General features: G+C 52.9%; 15 protein-coding genes. All 15 read right to left on the reverse strand.

Features of this window, described 5'->3' with window-relative positions; translation table 11 throughout:
- Positions 1-71 precede the first annotated feature (71 nt).
- Positions 72-1112 (reverse strand): UDP-glucose 4-epimerase GalE, encoded by a 1041-nt coding sequence (gene galE / locus DOM32_RS04060; RefSeq protein ID WP_110631514.1) that lies wholly within the window; start codon positions 1110-1112, stop codon positions 72-74.
- Positions 1102-2487: an undecaprenyl-phosphate glucose phosphotransferase gene (locus DOM32_RS04065; RefSeq protein ID WP_110631517.1), complete on the reverse strand. Its 1386-nt coding sequence runs from the start codon at positions 2485-2487 to the stop codon at positions 1102-1104. The genes galE and DOM32_RS04065 overlap by 11 nt, the downstream gene beginning before the upstream one ends.
- Before the next feature lie 48 nt (positions 2488-2535).
- Positions 2536-3948, reverse strand: a complete 1413-nt coding sequence (locus DOM32_RS04070; protein ID WP_110631520.1) for a mannose-1-phosphate guanylyltransferase/mannose-6-phosphate isomerase — start codon at positions 3946-3948, stop codon at positions 2536-2538.
- Positions 3945-5069 (reverse strand): glycosyltransferase family 4 protein, encoded by a 1125-nt coding sequence (locus DOM32_RS04075; RefSeq protein WP_110631523.1) that lies wholly within the window; start codon positions 5067-5069, stop codon positions 3945-3947. The genes DOM32_RS04070 and DOM32_RS04075 overlap by 4 nt, the downstream gene beginning before the upstream one ends.
- On the reverse strand, positions 5066-6241 hold the full coding sequence (locus tag DOM32_RS04080; protein ID WP_110631526.1) for a glycosyltransferase: 1176 nt from the start codon (positions 6239-6241) through the stop codon (positions 5066-5068). The genes DOM32_RS04075 and DOM32_RS04080 overlap by 4 nt, the downstream gene beginning before the upstream one ends.
- A 9-nt stretch (positions 6242-6250) precedes the next feature.
- Positions 6251-7750: a murein biosynthesis integral membrane protein MurJ gene (gene murJ, locus DOM32_RS04085; RefSeq protein ID WP_157957017.1), complete on the reverse strand. Its 1500-nt coding sequence runs from the start codon at positions 7748-7750 to the stop codon at positions 6251-6253.
- Entirely contained in the window at positions 7716-8864 is a 1149-nt protein-coding gene (locus tag DOM32_RS04090) for a glycosyltransferase family 4 protein (RefSeq protein WP_157957018.1), read from the reverse strand. The genes murJ and DOM32_RS04090 overlap by 35 nt, the downstream gene beginning before the upstream one ends.
- The gene (locus DOM32_RS04095; RefSeq protein ID WP_167400644.1) at positions 8861-9985 is read right to left on the reverse strand and encodes a glycosyltransferase family 4 protein; all 1125 of its coding nucleotides are present in this window, start codon (positions 9983-9985) and stop codon (positions 8861-8863) included. Before DOM32_RS04095 ends, DOM32_RS04090 begins: the two co-directional genes overlap by 4 nt.
- Before the next feature lie 53 nt (positions 9986-10038).
- The gene (locus DOM32_RS04100) at positions 10039-11172 is read right to left on the reverse strand and encodes a glycosyltransferase (RefSeq protein ID WP_110631539.1); all 1134 of its coding nucleotides are present in this window, start codon (positions 11170-11172) and stop codon (positions 10039-10041) included.
- A complete protein-coding gene (locus tag DOM32_RS04105) occupies positions 11169-12518 on the reverse strand; it encodes an O-antigen ligase family protein (protein WP_157957019.1) in 1350 nt (449 codons plus the stop codon). The genes DOM32_RS04100 and DOM32_RS04105 overlap by 4 nt, the downstream gene beginning before the upstream one ends.
- Positions 12519-12763: 245 nt before the next feature.
- On the reverse strand, positions 12764-13561 hold the full coding sequence (locus DOM32_RS04110; protein ID WP_110631544.1) for a GumC domain-containing protein: 798 nt from the start codon (positions 13559-13561) through the stop codon (positions 12764-12766).
- A gap of 430 nt (positions 13562-13991) precedes the next feature.
- A complete protein-coding gene (locus DOM32_RS04115; protein WP_244179797.1) occupies positions 13992-15590 on the reverse strand; it encodes a TolC family outer membrane protein in 1599 nt (532 codons plus the stop codon).
- A gap of 2 nt (positions 15591-15592) precedes the next feature.
- A complete protein-coding gene (locus DOM32_RS04120; protein WP_110631547.1) occupies positions 15593-16960 on the reverse strand; it encodes an HlyD family type I secretion periplasmic adaptor subunit in 1368 nt (455 codons plus the stop codon).
- Position 16961: 1 nt separating this feature from the next.
- The gene (locus DOM32_RS04125; RefSeq protein WP_110631549.1) at positions 16962-18746 is read right to left on the reverse strand and encodes a type I secretion system permease/ATPase; all 1785 of its coding nucleotides are present in this window, start codon (positions 18744-18746) and stop codon (positions 16962-16964) included.
- 322 nt (positions 18747-19068) lie between these two features.
- Complete coding sequence (gene glyA, locus DOM32_RS04130; RefSeq protein ID WP_110631552.1) at positions 19069-20331, reverse strand: serine hydroxymethyltransferase; 1263 nt, start codon at positions 20329-20331, stop codon at positions 19069-19071.
- Positions 20332-20461 lie beyond the last annotated feature (130 nt).

Raw genomic sequence — 20461 nt, forward strand, 5'->3', positions numbered from 1 at the left:
AAAGCCGGTCATCGAGACCGGCCCTTTCAGAAAAGCAGCTGACTATTGACAGCGACTATTGCCTTCCACCGTTACGCTGTCGAATTCCGTTCGTCATAACCAAGGGGATTGGCGGACTGCCAGTTCCAGGTATCGCGCATCATGTCTTCCAGAGAGTGTCTTGCCTGCCAGCCCAGCTCACGCTCGGCCTTGGTGGGATCCGCCCAGAAAGCCGGCAAATCCCCATCCCGGCCGGGTGCGAAGCGATAAGGCACTTGCTGGCCAGTAACCCGCTGGAAGGCCTTTACCATTTCCAGCACCGACACGCCCTTACCGGTGCCAAGGTTGTAGGCGTGAACGCCAGGCACTTCGAGACACTGCAATGCCTTGACATGCCCTGCCGACAGATCCACGACATGCAGATAATCCCGCTCGCAGGTGCCGTCCGCAGTGGGATAGTCATTACCGAAGATCGATAACTGATCCAGGCGACCCACGGCGACCTGACTGATGTAAGGCATCAGGTTGTTGGGCGTGCCTTTGGGATCTTCTCCGATCAGGCCCGAGGGATGAGCGCCGATGGGGTTGAAATAACGCAGCAGCCCGATACGCCAGCGCTCATCGGCCTGACTGAGGTCTTCCAGCACTTTCTCGACCATCGCCTTCGAAGTGCCGTAAGGGTTCGATGTCGTACCGCGCGACATGGCCTCTTGATAAGGAACCGGCGCCTCGATGCCATACACCGTCGCCGACGAACTGAAAATCAGCTTGTAGACCCCAGCCGCCGCCATGGCCTGGCACAGCGCCACCGTGCCGTTGACGTTGTTGTCATAGTAGGCCAGCGGCGCGTTGACGCTTTCTCCAACGGCTTTCAGCCCGGCGAAATGCACCACGGCGTCAATAGCGTGCGCGCCGAACAACCGGTCGAGCGCCTTGCGGTCACGAATATCGCCATTGAGGAAAGTGACGGATTTTCCGGTAATCTGCTCGACCCGATGCAACGCTTCTTCGGAGCCGTTGCAGAGATTATCGAAGGCGACGACCTCGTGCCCCGCTTCCAATAGTTCCAGAACCGTATGAGAGCCGATATAACCGGCCCCACCGGTCACCAATATGGTGCGATCAGTAGGCATTACGATTCAAGAACCCCTTGAAAACCGTCAGGAAGATAATTTTAACGTCCATCCATAGCGACCAGTTCTCTATATACCAAAGATCGCACTCGATACGCTTGGCCAGATCGGTATCGCCCCGCCAACCGTTGATTTGCGCCCAGCCAGTAATACCGGCCTTAACCATATGCTTCTGCATATACCCCGGTATTTCGTGTTTGAAGCGTTCAACGAATACCGTGCGTTCCGGGCGTGGCCCGACGATCGACATATCCCCTTTGAGTACGTTGATAAACTGGGGTAGCTCATCCAGGCTCGTTCGGCGAATGAAAGCACCAAACTTCGTGGTCTTCTTCTTCTTGGCCCCGCCCCATTGCACGCCATCCTTTTCGACATCTACAGGCATCGAGCGAAACTTCAACATGTAAAACGGCTTACCATTCCAGCCCACACGCTCCTGACGATAGAAAACAGGGCCGGACGAGGAAAGCCTGACCCCTATTGCCACCGCGGCGAGTATTGGCGATATCAATATCAGGATCACCAGAGAAATAAAGCGATCTTCCGTCGCTTTCAGTAGCCGGCTCCATCCCGTCATCGGGGAGCAGCTGAGATCCAGCAAAAAGAGGCCGGCAATATTAGAGACATTATGGTTGATCAACCGGAAGTCGCGCATATCGGGCATATAGCGCACGTTCCCCGTCGACAAACTCAAATCCGACTGAATGGCTTTGACGGTCTCGCCTTGGGAGAGCGGCAAGCAAATCCAGACTTCTTCCTCGTCGTGCTCGATAGATTCACCAGTACAGTATTTTTCGTTACGAACGCTACCAAGCTCATGGCCTTCATCTTCATCGGTAATCAGAATACGGCCCACATCGAAACCGGCCGAGGGTATCTCCCGTAAATGGTGATATGCCGTGGCACAAGAATGTGCATCGCCTATCAGCAGGACGGAACGCCGATTACGCCCTTGGGCCCGTAACCGATTGATGACCGGATAGGTTACCAAGCGCATTAAAATGCAAAAGACAGTAGCGCCGCTTATCCAAGTAAACAACCAGAAGCGGGAAAAGCTTTCCCCTAACTTGGAAAAGAAAAGTATGAAAGTGAGTGTACCCCCAACCACCAGAAAAGCGGACAATATCCTGAATATCAACAAGGCTCTTACACGGCCACGCCACGACTGATAGACACCAAAGTTGGGCAGCACCAACGCCGACAGGAGGAGCCCTACGATCAGGCCCCACTCATAGCGCTCTACCATCCATAAGCTATCGAAGCGCCACCAATAGGCCAACCAACCCGCCAATAATATGGCGGCAAGATCCATCAGGCGAACTACCACGTTTGTATAAGCACCAAAGCCTGTTAAAGGTTTTGCTTTTTTCCCCATCAAAAAACACCTTTAACAAAAGGCTTTAAGCCACGCGAATGCGACTTATCATCTTCTTCCATATCGATCATCAAACCGCACAATATCATCTTCACCAAGGTAGGTTCCCGACTGAATTTCAATAAGTTCAAGTGAAACCACACCCGGGTTTTCGAGTGCATGTATCTGCCCAACGGGGATGAAAGTCGACTCATTCTCGGTAACCAAATAAGTCCTTTCCCCATTGGTGACCCTTGCCGTGCCGGACACGACAACCCAATGCTCCGCACGGTGGTGGTGCATCTGAACGGAGAGTTTGGCCCCGGGATTTACCGTAATACGCTTGACCTGATAGCGCTGCCCATAATCTACGGAGTCGTAAAACCCCCAGGGGCGGTAGACTTCACGATGGTTCGAATGCTCAGCACGACCTGATTGCTTTAACGCGGTCACGATATTTTTAACGTCTTGCACCTTATTTTTGTGTGCCACGAGGACAGCGTCCTTGGTTTCGACTATCACCAGGTCGTTGACACCCAGCGTAGCTACGAGGCGATGCTCGGCCTGAACCAAGGTGTTGGACGTACCCTCAGCGAGCACATCTCCATGCAGAACGTTATTATCGGCGTCCTTGTCACTAACTTCCCACAGCGCAGACCAAGAGCCAATATCGCTCCACCCAGCATCCAGGCTGACCATGGCAGCGCTATCGGTCTTTTCCATCACTGCATAGTCTATGGAGTTCTCTGGACAGGCCGTAAAGGCTTCCTTCCCGACTCGAAGGAAGTCGAGGTCTCGCTGCCCTTCGTCGATAGCCCGTCGACAAGCTACTAGAATATCCGGCGCGTAAAGTTCCAGTTCTTCGATATAGCGGCCGGCCCGGAACAGGAACATGCCACTGTTCCAAAAAAAATCCTCGGTGGCCAAGTAGCCTTCTGCTGTTGGCAAATCGGGCTTCTCGACAAATCGCGCCACTTCAAAGCCCTGCTCTCCCAAGCCGATTCCCCGCTGGATGTAACCGTACCCAGTCTCGGCATGGGTAGGCACGATACCGAAGGTAACCAGCTTGCCTTCTTGTGCCAGCGGCAATGCCGCCTCGATAGCGAGATGAAAAGCATCCACCCGTTGAATAACATGATCCGCTGCCAGGATAAGCAGTAACGGGTCTTCTCCACGATCCATGGCATGCAACGCTGCCAGAGCAATCGCAGGGGCAGTGTTTCGTCCTTCCGGCTCCAGCAAGATTGATGGCTTCTTACCAATCTGACGCACCTGCTCCGCCGCCAGGAAGCGGTGCTCCTCATTGCAGATAAGGATCGGTTGAGCGCCCGTGAGTCCATCAAGTCGGCTGAGGGTTGACTGCAACATGGATTGATTACCAGCCAAGGGGAGAAACTGCTTGGGATGCAGCTGCCTAGATAAAGGCCATAGCCGGGATCCCGTTCCGCCCGCCATGATTACCGGTTGAACTGTTGCATTCATTTTTCTCTCTTTCCCTTGAAGAATTCATCACACCGAGCTTGCACGAATGCCTGAAATGTCTGACGGAATACAGACGTTGAAAATTGTTCGGCATGTCGTCGGATTCGGTGCGGATCGGACTTGAAGGTCGTAGAAAACCTTTCGACTGTCGAACAGATCGATGCCTGTGTCTGCTCATGAAAGAACACACCGGTCTCGCCTTCCACAATCGTCTCACATGCTCCCCCCTTCCCAAAGGCAATCACGGGTGTACCACAGGCCTGTGCTTCCACCGGAATAATGCCAAAATCTTCCTCGGCAGCGAAGACAAATGCCTTGGCGCGAGCCATGTAATCCCTAAGAACATCAAAAGGTTGGTAGCCGAGAATCTCGATATTAGCTGTAGCTGCCGTCTTGACTTTATCCAATTGTGGCCCATCACCAATCACGACTAGCTTCTTATCAGGCATTTGCGCGAAGGCACGGACGATAAGGTCGATTTTTTTGTAAGGGACCATGCGAGAGGCAGTAACATAAAAGTCGTCCTTATGCTCGACGACATCGAAATCTTCCACCGCCACATTGGGATAAATGGTCGTGGCCTGTCTGCCGTAGACTTTCTTGATCCGCCGGCCGATGTAGTCGCTGTTTGATACAAAGTGATTAACTCCATTCACCGTCCGAAGATCCCAAAGGCGTATCTTGTGCAAAAGCCAACGGGCCAGCCAGCTCTTAGGTCCCTTGGTCAGCCCTGCCTCCCGGAGATACTGGTGCTGCATATCCCAAGCATAACGAATAGGTGAGTGGCAATAGCAGATATGCAGTTGATCAGGTCCGGTAATCACCCCCTTGGCCACGGCGTGCGAGCTGGAGATCACCAAGTCGTAATCAGATACATTCAGTTGCTCGACGGCCAAGGGCATCAAGGGCAGGTAGCTACGATATTTCTTCTGGGCAAACGGAAGTCTTTGGATAAAGGAGGTCTCAGCTTTTTTCCCTTGAACGAACCCCCTCTTGCTTTCAGGCAAAAAGTCAACTATTGAGAAGATATCAGCGGAAGGATAAAGATTGAGAATCTGCTCAACCACACGCTCAGCACCTGCGTAAGTAATCAACCAATCATGAACAATTGCTACTCTCATAATGATGTCTCACCACTCTCGATCAGCGATAGCATACGCTTTGTCCGAACCTCATACGTCTGCTCACGTGCAACGTTTAAGCGTTCCTCCAAGGGGAAAACATTACCTGAAAGTATTTCTTCAACAGCAGATACAAAATCCTCCTTTGTTTTTGCAACTTCTACAATGTGATGAAAATCACGCAGGGCTTTAAGATCAACGCTAACAACAGGACAACCTGCTGCCAGATACTCAGAAAATTTCATCGGGAACATTGCATCAGTATATTCATTAACGTGATTTGGCAATAGCGCCACATCAATACCTTTAAGGTAAGCTGGAAGGTTCTTATAAGACCGTGGTCCTAACAGATGCACATTTTCCAACCCATCAAGCAAGGAACTATCCGTCCATGGATCGCCTTCGCCCACCTCTCCAATCAACACAACAGACCATTCAGGATGAGATTCAGCAAGATGACGAAGCAAAGAGAAATCTATTTTGTAACCACTAATTGCGCCAATAAACCCAAGCCTAGGTTTTGGCAACGCTAACAAATCGTCAGGAACTATCAAATCAGAGTTCAAAGCTTTATTGAAATGATCAAAATCAGCAACATTAGGAAAATAATGGGTATTGGGGTTCCATGCACCTCGTGTCTCTTGCAGTCTCGGCGAGGTTGTGAAAATGATATCAACCTGCTCTGAAAGGCACCGCTCAGAAGTTTCTAAAAGTTTAACCGGCATACCGGGTTGTGCCTTTATCTCATCGACACAGTGATAAACCCTGTACGAAAATTTAGACAAGTCAAAAAACTCGGTTGTCAGAGGGTTATATGTCCACAACCACGACTTCTTAAAACCCAATACCGAAGACCAAAAACACAAGCCTGTTGACAGTAACATTCGATTAATTTTTCTAATAGATTTTCTATCATGCCATGGCAGAATAATAGGAGACCAAACCCATAAATTATCTCGAACTTTCCGAGGAGGACGAACCGCCTTGCACAACCGCTTAGCAATTCTTTTCAAATCACGAGCACTTGCACTAGGACGACGCAGACCTAGAGAATCTATGTAAAGAACGCGACGCCCCATTCTGGCAAGCTCAACCGCAACGTGCTGTTTATTAGTCCAAAAAGGATTATCCCAGTCCCCTGTAGATAGTAAAACTATAGCTTTATAATCCACTTCAACCTCTTAATTTCGGCGAAACAAGCGGAGCATGCTCTTACGGAAATGCGGAACGGCCAAAATACACAAAAACCAATAAAGCAAAAAAACCATGGTAACCACGATCAATTCCTGAAACAAATCGTTAGATCGAGGCAGAGATGAATTAATTAAAAAATACCCAATGGCAGCAAAGAACAAGAACCAGCCACGCTCAAAAAAATCCCTCCAGAGCCCTAAAGCTGACAGAGTGCCGACCAGCAGTATCAGACCATAAACAGAATTGCCAAGGCCAAGAGTCAGAGCGCCAAGTTTTGAATAAAGCAAAAGATTAAAAGCAGCATTAGCAAACAAGGAAAGCATCATTACTTTTAGAACCACACCATTGCGACGCTGAGCATTCAATGCCTTGATTAGCACATAACCTACAACTTGGGCCCACACCCCCACTGAAGCGCCAATCAATATATCGGCCGTTACGGCAACCGAATTTGTGTTGAATGCGCCTCGAGAATACATCATCTCTACTACAGCATGGGCATTAAAAGAAAGAAAAGCAGCAATAGGTACAGCTAGTAATAGAATTGGTGTGAGAATTTCAACTAAATGCTGCTTCATATGCTCATTAGACATCTCGCTCCAGCGGCCCAAACCTGCGAAGGCAACAGGCATAGAAATCAGTAAAATCACAGTTTCACTTATAAATTTGGCATAGTCTATACTCGAAAGTACAGCCAAACCTATAAGTGAGCCGACCGCACGTTCAATAGCAATATTCCCCTGCAAAAGTATAGGTAAAAGAAGTAACGGCCGAAGAGTCCGCCAAAAACCGGAAAGGACTTCCTTAACACTTAACCAAGCCCATTCATTTGGCATTTTCAAAAATCCTTTGTGATATGATCTAAACAACACACCAAAAAAGAACATCACATAGGAAAGTGTAAAACCCCAGGCTAGCAACCTAGCATTGCCCAAAGAAAAGGCCGCAATCGCTCCAGCTATTAACCCTATATTTTGCAGAGACGGGCGAATAGCCATGGGCAGAAAATCCTCATTGGCCATTCCTAGGAACATCAGTAAAGCTGAGAAAAGGTAGAACGTTACACCTACTGCCATGACCCTTAGCATATCAACGGCTAACGCAGACACGGCTTTAGGAAGCCCTGGCGCCAACAATCCAATCCACTGTTCAGCAGCAAGCCATAGTCCACTAGTTAGCAGTAGCGTTATAAAGCCAAACAAGATAAAAATGGACCAAAAAAGCGTTTGCGCTGAATCCCTAGAAACAGACAAAAGCTGCCTGTACTGAGGCACGAAGGCTGAGTTTAGGCTGTCGCTGGTTAAGAAATTTATCGGGACAAGCGTTCCAGTTTGAGCTACGCGGTAGGCACCAATAACCTGTCCTGTTCCGAAAAAATAAGCAGTCAATATTTCCCGAAAAACTCCGAGAGCTTTGGAAAATACATTGCCACCCAACAATTGAAAAATTGCTTTACGCAAACTTTTTTTTCTCTTCTTGTATTTCACGCGCAAGCTCAAGGTACTTCTCTGAAATCTTTTCCCAAGAATATCCCAAGGCAACATCTCTAGCTTTGGTCTTCATTCTAGCAAGATTATCAGAATCGCTTAGCAGTAGATTTATCTTGCTGGCGACATCTTTAGAGTTTCTATCAATAAATAAACCATTTATTCCATTCTCCAAAAATTCTGGTATACCAGCAACAGGAGTCATAAGGGCAGGCAGTCCACAGGCCATAGCTTCTAAACCAACTAATGGCCATGCTTCATAATAGGTTGGAAGAATAAAGGCGTCACTAGCATTCATTAAACCTGGGATATCAGATCGCACTCCCAAAAACAGGACCCTCTCATCAACACCCAGCTGCTCTGACAAACTCTTGAATCTTCTTACTTCCTGCTCCCCGCCCCCACCTACAACTAACAACCTGACACCACTACAAACATGCGGCATTGCCTCCAAAATAAATCTCAAACCTTTTCTTTCAAATTCATGCCCTACAAATATGATAACAAACTCATACTCTAAAATACCCAGCTCTTGCCTAATCCTTTTCCTAGAACACAGATCGACTGAGAATCGCACAACATCAACCCCATTAGGTATCAGTGAAATCCTGCTTTTAGCTTTAGGGTAGACGCTCAAAAGCTCAGAGGCATCTGACTGACTAAAGCAGACAATCCTTTTTGGAACAAAGATATTAAACCTTACCCATTCCCTAATCAGAAGAAACAGATGAATTGGATTTCTAATCATCATCCTAAAAGGTGACGGGGAGCTAAAAAGCATCGCCCGGTGAAGGCCATGATTTATATAAACATCTCCAAACATAACGTCGCTATGGCAAAAAATAATTTTTCCTTTTTCGCGACGCTTTTTCCCAAAAAGCTTTATGGACCCAACAACGCTATACACAACAACATCGCACAGCAACTTCAGCTTTTTCCTGAAAAAGCTTCTCTCTACCCTGCGATCACTTATACCAACATCTTTGCTAGTAAATCTTAAAGTTTTAATACCTTTTTTCTTAAACTCGTTCTCCAGCGCATAAGCAACACCGGAAACTCCCCCACCAGACCTTATCTCACGTGCACACTGAACGATTTCTATCTCACAATTCACTTGGCGCCTCCGTGTGACAAATCAAGCTCGCCCAAGTATGAAGATGCCGCGTTCTTAAGAGAGAGCGGTGATGGTAAAAGGCTTATTTTTTTAACTTGTCTTGGAGAATTAAGGTGCTTCTGCAAAAATTTAACGATCATCTCTTGATCGTCAGGAAGAACCAATTCAACTTGAGCTGCGAAAGGTATCATCAAATAATCGGAAACAATGCAAGGGAGACCACACGCTAACGCTTCTAAAACGTTCAAGGGAAGACCTTCGACACGTTTTGTTAAAAACAAGAAAACATCAGCAGCGCACAGATACTCAGCTAATTCAAACCGTTCCAACGCACCCAGAAAACGAACATTTCCTTCAACACCAAGATCATGTACTAACGCTTGTAAATACTCTCTTTCAGGCCCATCACCAGCAATCAAGTATACAGCGTCCGGATTGCTCTCTAAAAATTTAGCAAACGCTTTTACCCCCTGATCCACTCCTTTCTGAGCATGTAGTCGGCTTGCCGAAATTACGACCGGGACCGTTTCTGATATATCGAGAAACTTTCGCAGATTAATTCTGGCTTCATATGATGGATAAAAAACCTTGGTATCAATACCATTACTGATCAGATGAACTTTTTCCTCTGCCAACACCCAACGCAAAGGAGCTCGCGTCAGATCCATACGCACCCTTTCTCCGACAGCAATAACTGAATCGAATTTACGATACGCAAAAATATCTTTCGGAAGCCAGACTAAATTTTTAATAGAGCTCAATATGCTACGTACTCGCTTGCTTCTCCACTTGGAGATTACTTCTCCCCAAGATGTACCGTGCGCCTGCATAATAAAGGGAACATCTGGAAACTGCTTCTTGAGTGGCAAAATGCCGAAAGCTGCAGCGCTGACACTGAGAACGCCGAGGGTGGTGCCCATACAATGCTCTGAGAAATAACGACGTGATGCTTGCCACCAAGTCCGTGAATAACGACCAGATGGAGTATTCGACAAAGGAACTACTTTTACGCCATCTTGCAGGAAGCACTCATGCTGATCAGGTAATGATGTAGTAATAACACGCACCGGGTATTTCAGTCGTGCAAATTCGACTGCCAAATCCCATGCGACGACTTCCATGCCTCCCATTCCATGATGTGGCAGTGAACGTGATAAAATAACGATTTCTTTTCTCACCTAAGCACCTGATCATAAATAGCTTCCAGCTTATTCGTTTGCTGGTGAATATTAAACCTCTCCTTACAAAAAGAACGAGCTTTTTCCCCCATAGCATTTCGCTCATGTTCATTACTTAATAAAAACTTCATTCTATCGGCCAAAGTATATACATCTCGTTCCTTGACCAAGAAACCTGTCTGAGAATCTATAATAGCTTCGGGGATTCCCCCATGCTGGGTTCCAATTATTGGTTTGCCTAAAGCCGCCGCTTCAAGTATTACCATTCCTAGCCCTTCCGCATCTCCGCTATTAGCAGTCACGCTTGGTAAAACCAACATGGCAGCTCGGCGCATAGCAGACATTACGTACTCATGAGATTTTGCACCTCGAAAATGCACTTTTTCCTTAATTCCTAATGTTTCTGACAAAGATTCCAAGGAATTGCGTAAAGGCCCATCACCAACAATAACAAGTACTGCGTCAGTATACAAAGAGGTAATCATTGAAAAAGCTCGTATCAAGTATTCCGTGCCCTTTTTCTCTACTAGCCGCGCCACATGTAAAACTTCTAGCCCTTCGTCATTCTGTTTAAGCGGAAAAATTGAATCAGTATCTATACCAATGTAATGTACGTGCGTTCGCTCTTCAGGAAAGCCCAATTGGAGCACACGTTGTCGAATAAAATCTGACACACACAGAAAAACATCACCCCGTTGAGCCAACTGATCTCGTAGTAGCGCATAATTTATCCATGATGGGGAGCGCGAAGTTAATAAGTTTCTTGCTGATAACGTGGCGTCGAAACCATGAAAAGTTGTAACTAGCGGCACACGTAGCTTACGTGCAAGCGGTAAGGCATAGACGGCTTCAACGCCAAAATGAGCATGTATTAGTATTGGGCGATTTTCCTCCAGTATGTATAAATAAGGGCGAGGATCACGAGTTAAAACTTGCCATATTTTCCGTGAGATACGACGTTGCCCGGGAAGATCGGACAAGGTAAGGGAACAAGATCCTAATGGTGCTTCTCCAAATCTACTTCGACCTAAATAGAGAGGAGTATATTTCCTATACTGTTCAGCTTGCTGGGTAATAAATGGCTCAGACACCTTGAATAATTGGTGGCGAAAGACAGCTACTTTATTCATATCACTTGCCTAGCTTTTCTATTTCCATTAGCAGCACAGACTAAAGCGAGCAGTACAGCTAACACCGGCACCATATGTTCTTCCCCTATTAAACCGAAATTTGTCCCCATTCCATGAACAAATACCCAGCAATAAGCAGCCAACATCGCAACTGAGATTGAGACGCTTTTCATATGGGTTCTATGAGTTAAATTTCGCACACCACATATTACTACCGACAGCACGAACCCCACTCCCATTAACGCAGCCAACAACCCTCCCTGTGACCATAGATAAATCCATGTATTATGCGGAGGATAATTTTTGCTTATACCAACAAATTCAGCATATCGAGGATATTCTTGCTGCCATCCTCCAAACCCTTGCCCAAGTATCGGTGAGTTGGGGAAAGCTTGAATGCCGTACTGCCAGATCTGTATGCGTATATCAAATGCTGAATCAGACTTCTGGAGCAAGCTGGTTTGCGCTATGTCATGATAATCACCAAATAATAGGCTTGCTAATATTCCCAAGCTACTTACCAACCCAATCATCAAAATCATTATAACAAAAGCTGGCGCCCTCTTCCGAGAATGCCAAAAAATTGTCATAAAGACAACAGGAGTCAAAACAGCAATCAATAAAATCACAACTTTTGACCCTGTAGATAAAGCAGCTACCAACAGAAAAACTGAGGACAAATACATTAAGCGTAATCTTTTCCACTCACCTAATAAAAAAGAGACCATAGCCATAATCCAAAGATAAGCACCAGCGACGTTACCATTAGTAAAAAATCCACCAGCCTTAGCTGGATCTAATACATTGTTCTGCCCATCAGTAAACAGCACATCTATAACGTTAGGATTGATAAACAATCGTGCCAGGTCGGAATGCAAAAACACCATTTCTAGATCCGGGCTAATACGAAACGCTATTACCAAAACGGCTTCCATAATAGCAAGCAGCACAGTTATATTTAAAAGATTCCACACAACTCGTTCATTTCGGCGAAGTTGTAGAACAATGGCTGCAAAAATAGCTAGGAAAACCCACAAGTAAATAATTGCTCGCATGCCCATACGTATATCCACTGACCAGAGCAGGCTGACAATATACGTTAACAATATAATGACCAATATAAATGTAGGAGGCCATTTTACAAGTATGCGAATCCCTCGTATAAACTCCGGCCACAAGGCTAAACCACCCAGCAGCGCTAGAGGAGGCATGAAACCGCCGATACCAGCGCCTGGAAGATACAGCTGCAATACAGAGGCAGGAATAGCAAAAAAAAGCCGCCATCGCCTCATGGCAAATAACGGTGTAGCAATGGAAAAAGCGACAAGCGCCAATGCAACGATCAAACGCTACCCCCCCCGAAACTTATTTAACCACCATTACTTAATAGCAACCGCTATAGGCACTGTCTATATTTATCGTTTGTTCCAAAGTCACACATTATAACCTTCACATTCTCGGTGTTAGGTAGCACCACCATAGTTACAATAAAGTCATAAAAGGATACCACAAACGAGGGATAGCCCTTCTACTGACTGCAGAGAGATAAGCAGTTACAGCTGAATTTCTTTATTCATTGCTCGAATCCCCTTCAAGCCTTCTGTAGGCTCCGGCATACGGCTCCAAAGAAATGCATAAAAAACGCACCAATCGTAGCCAGAAGGCCCCCTAAAACGATCCCCATCGCAACGATCAGCTTTTTGCCAACCCCAACGGGCCCTAGGCTTTGCACCGCCTGCTGAGTCACCTCCCCTTCACGCAGCTCATTGAGCTGGCTTTCCAGATCCGTGACTCGGCTGTAATAGGTCGCGATCAGCTCGGCCGCACTCGCACTTTCCGATTGCTGGGCACTTTCCAGTGCTTGCCTTGCTGAGGCCAGTTGGCGCTGAAGCGACTCGCGACGGCTTTCGACGAGTTGTTTCTGGTCTTGTTGCAACCTGGTAATCAGTCGCTGATGCAGCTCTGCAACCAAGCGCTGGTTGGATTCCGATGACTCACTGTCCAATTGCAGCAACAGCGTATTTTCGGGGTTGGAAATACTGATGTCGAACGGAAGCGAGATCAGCTTTTTTTCTTCCAGCAACTCGCGCGTGGTTTGTCCCAGGTAAAGGTTTCGGGCCTTGGCGACGACGGAGGCAGGCGATTCCACCCCAATTCGCTGACCGTTCTCGTTGGTGTACTCAGCCACGCTGTAGAGAGAAGAGTATTGGTAGTTCCTTGGCATTAGCAGAGCAGCCGCAACGAAAATGGCGACAACCAGAAAGAAGATGACAGCCATAACCTTCCAGCGGCGAACGAGGATGACGGCGAGATCCACCAGGGAGATTTCATCGTCGTGTTCGTAGCGCCGCTCGGGCGTGGGGGACTGTGGGGCTGGTGGTTGAGTCATTATGGTTCCTAATCGCAAATCTTGGCTTGGGCACGCTACCGCCCAGGGATTGTTCCGGGCAGCTTCCCAAGGCCCTTGTCAGCAACGTTTGTCTTGCTATTCCATATGTTAGAAGGAACAGCCAAGCATGGCCTTGCGACCATGCCCGCTCATTCTATTCTCACCCCTTGGGTGGCTCTAGCTTGGTCCAGTTGCATTTTTGTTTTAATGAACAATAACCTGTCATCGATTGGCGACAGACAAATACTCGGCTGACCTTTCATGGCCTTTGAATGATCGCTTGGGATTCTGTTTCGAAGATGAGACGTTTTATAATAATTAGTTAACTATTATTTATCAATGAAAAAACGCGGCCTAAGCCTCGCGGTAGTTATGTTACGAGAAGTGCCGCCGGGTTGTCAGAAAAGGGGCGCGTTCGGCATGAGGTTTTTCATCCCATGCTTCCACTTTCCGTGGCTGACCCGACTAGCCTATCTAGCAACGCCATGGTATCGACCAGATCCTGGGTGCCGAGATCGCCAACGGCGGCCTGCAGGTTGAGCCGGTCTAGCAGGTACTGGCGGACCACTTCGAAGAGCTGGATGCGCAGGTCATAGAGGTCGGCGCGCGCGTCGAGCACGTCGACCAGGTCGCGCAGCCCGAGCTGTTCGCCCTTCTCGGCCGCCTGCAGGAACAGATTGCTGGATTCAATGGAGCGCTTGAGCGCTTCGATCTGGCGTTCGTCCCCGCGCAGGCCACGCAGGCGCTGGCGAACCTCCTGACGTGCCAGTTTGAGCGCGTTGGTGTAACTGGCCTTGGCGGCCTGCTGGCTCAGTTCGCCCTGTCTGACGCTGGCACTGGTATAGCCACCTTCGTAGAGGGGCACGCTCAGGCGCAGGTTGGCGGAGGCATCGTCGCTTTCGCGGAAGGGGTCGTTGGAGTCGCGATCGGTGTAGCCCACGGAGAGATCGAGCTCGGGATAATGCCCGGCCCGGCGTACGGCGGTTTCCGCGTCGGCCACCTTCATTTGCTGCTTGCCGAGGGCGACTTCGACGTTGTTGATGGTGCGCTCGAGCCAGGGATCGGCGTCATCCCAGCCGCCCGGCAGCGTCAGTTCGCCGAGATCGCCGAGCGTGGCGCCACTGAAGCGGGGCAGCTCGCCGGTCAGGCGTTCCAGCAGGCTCAAGGCGTTGTCGAGTTCGTTCTGGGCGCTCACGGTGTCGGCAACCGCCTGGTCGAGCCGCGATTGCGATTCGAGCAAGTCAATACGATCGCCGATGCCGAGGTCGTAGGCGCGGCTCGCCTGCCGGGCCTGGAGCGTGAGGGATGCCTGCTTGGCGTCGAGCAGGCCGAGCTTGCGCGAGGCGAGAAAGGCATCGAGATACGCCTCGGCAACCTGTAGCGCCAGGTCGCGCTCGGCCACGGCGACTTCCAGCTCGGCGACGGCGCTCTGTGCCTCGGCCTTGCCGACCTTGCGCCAGCGCTCGAGGCTGAACAGCGATTGCGACAGCTGTACCTGCCAGGTCTGGTCGCGGGTGGTGCCCCGATAGCGCGTTTCGTAGTCGTCACCGGCGCCGCCGAGATCATCGTCGGGGCGGTAATCCGGGTTGTCGGTGTAGTAGTTGTCCGACTCCTGATAAGCGTAGCCGGCGGAGGCCTGGACCTGCGGCTTGAGCGCAGCCTGCGCCATGGGCACCTGCTGCGCGGTGGCTTCGGCCTCATAGCGCTGGCTGGCGAGATCGGCGTCGTTCCGTAGCGCCAGTGCAAACAACCGTGTCAACGATGGCAGTGCATCGCCCGGCGCGATCACGGGCGCGGCGGCATCATTGCCCACCGGCTGGCCGTTCAGTGCCGGCAGGCTAGCGTCGACTTCGTCCATAATCGACGTCGTCTGGCCTGGCATGGCCTGGTTTGACATAGCCTGGGCAGCGGCCAGCGGCGAGAACAGCTGCGCTGTCAGCGCTAGACCAGGCAGCGCTAGACCAAGCAACAACGGGCCAGGCAACAACGGGCCAGGCAGCATCGTCCAGAGCTTACGATCCTGTGCCATGCTTACTCCTCCCGCATGGCGCGTGCCAGCATGTCGGTCACGGGCTTGATCATGTAGCTGGCGAAGGTGCGTTCACCGGTTCGGATGAGTACCTCGGCGGGCATGCCGGCGAGCAGTTGCATGTTTTCGGTCATCTCGCGTTTGCCTTCCTCGGTCACCTTGACCCGTACCTTGTAGTACTTGGCGCCGGTGGCTTCGTCCTCGAACGAGTCGGCGCTGACATTGGCCACTTCCCCGTCGATGACGTTGGACAGCCGCTGGTTGAACGCGCTGAAGCGAATCTCGGCGTACTGGCCGGGGTAGATGTTGTCGATGTCTCGGTCGGGAACGCGCGCTTCGACGATGAAGTCGTCGCCGGAAGGGACGATCTCCATGATCGGCTCGCCGGGTTTGATGACGGCGCCGACGGTATGGACCTTCAAGCCGACGACGGTGCCGGCGACCGGCGCAGTGATCGTGGTGCGTTCGACCTGATCGCGGAGCGCGGTGCTGCGTTCCTCGGCATCGGCGATATTGCCCTGGGCCTCGCGCAGTTGCTCGCCGACCTCCTTCTGGAACTCCTGCAACTTGACCTGCTTCTGAACCTTGTTCTCGCTGATCTGGGACTTGAGTTCGGCGATCCTGGAGCGGCTCTGGGCGATCTCGCCCTCGAACTGCATGATCTGGCGTTCCAGCTCGCGCACGCGCTGGTTGTCGCCCAGCCCTTCCTTGAACAGCGAACGGTAGTCTTCGGCTTCTTCGCTCAACGAAGCCATGCGTTGCCGGCTGACCCCGATCACGCCCTGCAGGCCGTCGATCTGCTCACGCATCTGGGCCATCTGCTCGTCGAGTGCGCTCAGCGTGCCTTCTAGCGCACCGCGGCGGGCCTGGAACAGCGCCCGCTGAACGGCCAGCACTTCCTTGACCCGCTGGGTGTCGCTCTCGAGCAGTTCATCGGGAAACGTCAGCGAGTCGGCGTCCTGCTGCTCGGCGAGCAGGCGGATCTCGGCGGCGCGGTTAATCAGGTACTGGGAGCGCGAAATCGCGAGCTGCGAGCGTGCCTGGGTGTTGTCGATCACCAGCAGGGTGTCGCCGGCTTCGACGTGGTCGCCATCGTCGACGTTGATCTCGTCGACGATGCCGCCCTCGAGATGCTGGATGGTCTTCTTGAACGATTCGACCGAGACCGCACCGGGGGCCACCACCGACACCGCCAGATCGGCACTGGCCGCCCAGCCGCCGAAGCCGCCGAAGGCGACCAGGAGGATGATCAGGCCCAGGCGCAGGTAGCCCTTGCCGCTGGTGGGCAAGGGACTGGCCGGAGCCAGATCGTCGGCTGCGGATTGCCGGGGCGGCGTGATGTCGATACTGCGGGAATTGTCGCCTGTCATGCTACTCGTGCCCTCGGGACCGTGACTTGTCGGCATCGTCCGCGTGCTGGACGACTTTCGGCCGGCCGGGGTCGGAAGGCTCCAGGGCCGCGCCTCTCTTCGCTGGCGGCTTGCCGGCGAGCCGGGCCAGAACCTGGGCGCGCGGGCCGAACAGGCTGACCTGCCCTTCCTTGAGCACCAGCAGCTTGTCGACGTGTTCGAGTACGCTTCGGCGATGGCTGATCACGAACAGCGTGACGCCCTCCGCCTTGAGTTGCTCGATCGCCTCGCGCAACGCCCGTTCGCCGCGGTCGTCGAGGTTCGAGTTGGGCTCGTCGAGAACCACCAGCACCGGATCACCGTAGAGCGCTCGGGCCAGCCCGACGCGCTGGCGCTGACCGCCCGAGAGCGCGCCGCTGGAAGCACTGATCTCGGTGTCGTAGCCGTCGGGCAACCGCAGGATCATCTCGTGTACCCCGGCCTTTCTGGCCGCGGCGACGACCTTCTCGGGATCGACCTCGCCGAAGCGGGCGATGTTCTCGCCGATGGTGCCGTCGAACAGTTCGATGTCCTGCGGCAGATAACCGATATAGGGGCCAAGCTCGTCGCGGTTCCACTGGACGATCTCGGCGCCGTCGAGACGCACCGTGCCGACCTGTGACGGCCACACGCCCAGCAGCACCCGCGCCAGGGTGGACTTGCCGGAAGCGCTGGGACCGATGATGCCGATGTGCTCGCCCTTGCCAACGTTGAAGTCGATGCCGCGAATCGTCGCCATGCGCACGCCCGGCGGCGACGCGGCGACGGCTTCGATGGCGATATCGCCACGCGGGGCGGGCAGCGGCATGCGGCGTTGCTCGTCGGGGATCTGCTCGAGCAGTTCGTTGAGACGACGGTAGGCGCCACGCGAACCGACGAAGCCCTTCCAGCTGCCGATCATCTGATCGATTGGCGCCAGCGCCCGCCCCATCAGAACCGAACCGGCGATCATCATGCCGGGCGTCATCTCGCCTTCGAGGACCAATAGCGCGCCGAGCCCGAGAATCAGCGACTGGAACAGCAAACGCAGCACCTTGGAGGCGTTGGACAACCCGCTGGCGCGGTCGCTGGCCCGTGACTGCTTGGAGAGGAATTCGTGATGCCTGCCGGCCCAGCGCCCCATGATGCCCGGCAGCATGCCCATGGCGTGCAGCACTTCGGCGTTGCGCAGGTTGGCGTTGGCGAGATCCTGCGCCTTGATCTGGTCACTATTGGCGTCGGCCAGCAGCGCCCGGGTGGCCTTTTCGTTGGCGACCGCCAGCACCAGCAGCACGCTACCCGCCACGGTGGCGAAGAGGCCCAGCCACGGGTGGAAGAGATAGAGCACGCCCAGGTAGATCGGCGCCCAGGGCGCATCGAAGAAGGCGAACAGGCCGTTGCCGGTAAGAAACTGGCGCAGGTTGGTCAGGTCGCTCAGCGGCTGGGCCGTCTGCTTGCCCTGGGTCAGCACGCTGCGCCGGAACATCGCGCTGTAGAGGCGCTGGTTGACCATCTTGTCCAGCCTGTTGCCGACCCGAACCAGAAGCCGTGAACGCACCAGCTCCAGCCCGCCCATGACCATGAACAGGAAGACCACGACCAGCGTCAGCATGAACAGGGTGTCTTCGCTGCGGGAAGTGATCACGCGGTCGTAGACCTGCAACATGTACAAGGGGGGGACCAGCATCAACAGATTGATGAACAGGCTGAAGAACCCCACCGCAAAGAATGCCCCGCGACAAGTTTTGAGGGCACGTTGCAGGTCGGTGGCTTCTTTCTGGGTCGCCATGCATCGCTCGCTATGGGATGAAAAACGGAGAATGTAGGATCGGCCAGCGCCCGGGCCCCAGGCTGTCCGGGGGCGAGAACATGACACGCTCGCCGGCATCATGAAAGGGCACAAACGGGATCGGGACGTCGCTCGCGACGCCTAGACTAGCTGATGAGAAGCGAGCCTGCCCGCCCGATCGGCAATGCGCGGGCGGAGATGGGAACGGGTTGCGAACGCATGCCGGGTTCCGTCCACTGTCAAAAAGAAAAGGCCATGCCCTCCTGGAGGACATGGCCCATTGCCCGGTGACGCCCGATGCGGCGCCAGGACATCACACCACTCAGCGATAGACCGGCAGGCGTGAACAGACGGCTTCGACCTTGGCCTTGACCGCGGCTTCCGCCTGGCTGGAGTCGCCCTGCTGCATGGCGTCGAGTATGTCGCAGATCCAGCCGGCCAGATCGCGGCATTCGGTTTCGCCGAAGCCGCGCGTGGTTACCGCCGGGGTGCCGATGCGCAGGCCGGAGGTGACGAACGGGCTCTGCGGATCGCCGGGTACGGCGTTCTTGTTGACGGTGATGTGGGCGCGGCCGAGAGCGGCATCGGCGTCCTTGCCGGTCAGGCCCTGCTTGACCAGCGACAGCAGGAACAGGTGGTCTTCGGTGCCACCGGAGACGACCTCGAAGCCGCGCTCGATGAACACGCCGGCCATCGCCTGGGCATTCTTGATCACCTGCTGCTGGTAGGTCTTGAACTCGGGGTCCATCGCTTCCTTGAAGCAGACCGCCTTGGCCGCGATGACGTGCATCAACGGGCCGCCCTGGCCACCGGGGAAGACGGCGGACTGCAGCTTCTTCTCGATGTCGGCATCGTTTTCGGCGGAGAGGATCAGGCCGCCACGAGGGCCGCGCAGCGTCTTGTGGGTGGTCGTGGTGACCACGTGCGCATGCGGCAGCGGGCTCGGGTAGAGACCGGCCGCAACCAGCCCGGCGATGTGCGCCATGTCCACCAGCAGGAACGCGCCGACTTCATCGGCGATCTGGCGGAACCTGGCCCAGTCGATGATCTGCGAGTAGGCGGAGAAGCCGGCGATGATCATCTTCGGCTGATGCTCGCGCGCCAGTTTGGCGACTTCGTCATAGTCGATCCGGCCGCTCTCGTCGATGCCGTACTGAACCGCGTTGTAGTGCTTGCCGGAGAAGCTCGGCTTGGCGCCGTGGGTCAGATGGCCGCCGGCGTCAAGGCTCATGCCGAGGACGGTGTCACCGGGTTTGACCAGCGCCTGGAAGACCGCGCCGTTGGCCTGGGAGCCGGAGTGCGGCTGGACGTTGGCGTAGGTCGCGCCGAACAGTTCCTTGGCGTAGTCGATCGCCATCTGCTCGACCACGTCGACGTGCTCGCAGCCGCCGTAGTAACGCTTGCCGGGATAGCCTTCCGCGTACTTGTTGGTCAGCTGCGTGCCCTGGGCCTGCATCACGCGCGGGCTGGCATAGTTCTCGGAAGCGATCAGCTCGATGTGGGCTTCCTGGCGCGCGACTTCCTTTTGCATCGCGTCCCAGAGGGCGTCATCGAATCCGGCAATCTGCATCTCTCGGTTGAACATCGACGGGTATCCTCGGCTCGGGGATGGTTCGACTGCCACCGGCACTCGTCCGGCATCCGGTGGCTCGATCTCAAATGATGGGCGGCAATGATACCCCAGCGTTAAGGGCCTTTCCCATGAAAGTCCGTCA

Origin of the sequence: Salinicola salarius, assembly GCF_003206135.1 — a bacterium.
Taxonomy (GTDB): Bacteria; Pseudomonadota; Gammaproteobacteria; order Pseudomonadales; family Halomonadaceae; genus Salinicola; species Salinicola salarius.

Coding starts and splice junctions, on each gene's coding strand:
- galE (WP_110631514.1), bottom strand. CDS start 1,112: ATGCCTACTGATCGCACCATATTGGTGACCGGTGGGGCCGGTTATATC.
- DOM32_RS04065 (WP_110631517.1), bottom strand. CDS start 2,487: ATGGGGAAAAAAGCAAAACCTTTAACAGGCTTTGGTGCTTATACAAAC.
- DOM32_RS04070 (WP_110631520.1), bottom strand. CDS start 3,948: ATGAATGCAACAGTTCAACCGGTAATCATGGCGGGCGGAACGGGATCC.
- DOM32_RS04075 (WP_110631523.1), bottom strand. CDS start 5,069: ATGAGAGTAGCAATTGTTCATGATTGGTTGATTACTTACGCAGGTGCT.
- DOM32_RS04095 (WP_167400644.1), bottom strand. CDS start 9,985: ATGGAAGTCGTCGCATGGGATTTGGCAGTCGAATTTGCACGACTGAAA.
- DOM32_RS04100 (WP_110631539.1), bottom strand. CDS start 11,172: ATGAATAAAGTAGCTGTCTTTCGCCACCAATTATTCAAGGTGTCTGAG.
- DOM32_RS04110 (WP_110631544.1), bottom strand. CDS start 13,561: ATGACTCAACCACCAGCCCCACAGTCCCCCACGCCCGAGCGGCGCTAC.
- DOM32_RS04115 (WP_244179797.1), bottom strand. CDS start 15,590: ATGGCACAGGATCGTAAGCTCTGGACGATGCTGCCTGGCCCGTTGTTG.
- DOM32_RS04120 (WP_110631547.1), bottom strand. CDS start 16,960: ATGACAGGCGACAATTCCCGCAGTATCGACATCACGCCGCCCCGGCAA.
- DOM32_RS04125 (WP_110631549.1), bottom strand. CDS start 18,746: ATGGCGACCCAGAAAGAAGCCACCGACCTGCAACGTGCCCTCAAAACT.
- glyA (WP_110631552.1), bottom strand. CDS start 20,331: ATGTTCAACCGAGAGATGCAGATTGCCGGATTCGATGACGCCCTCTGG.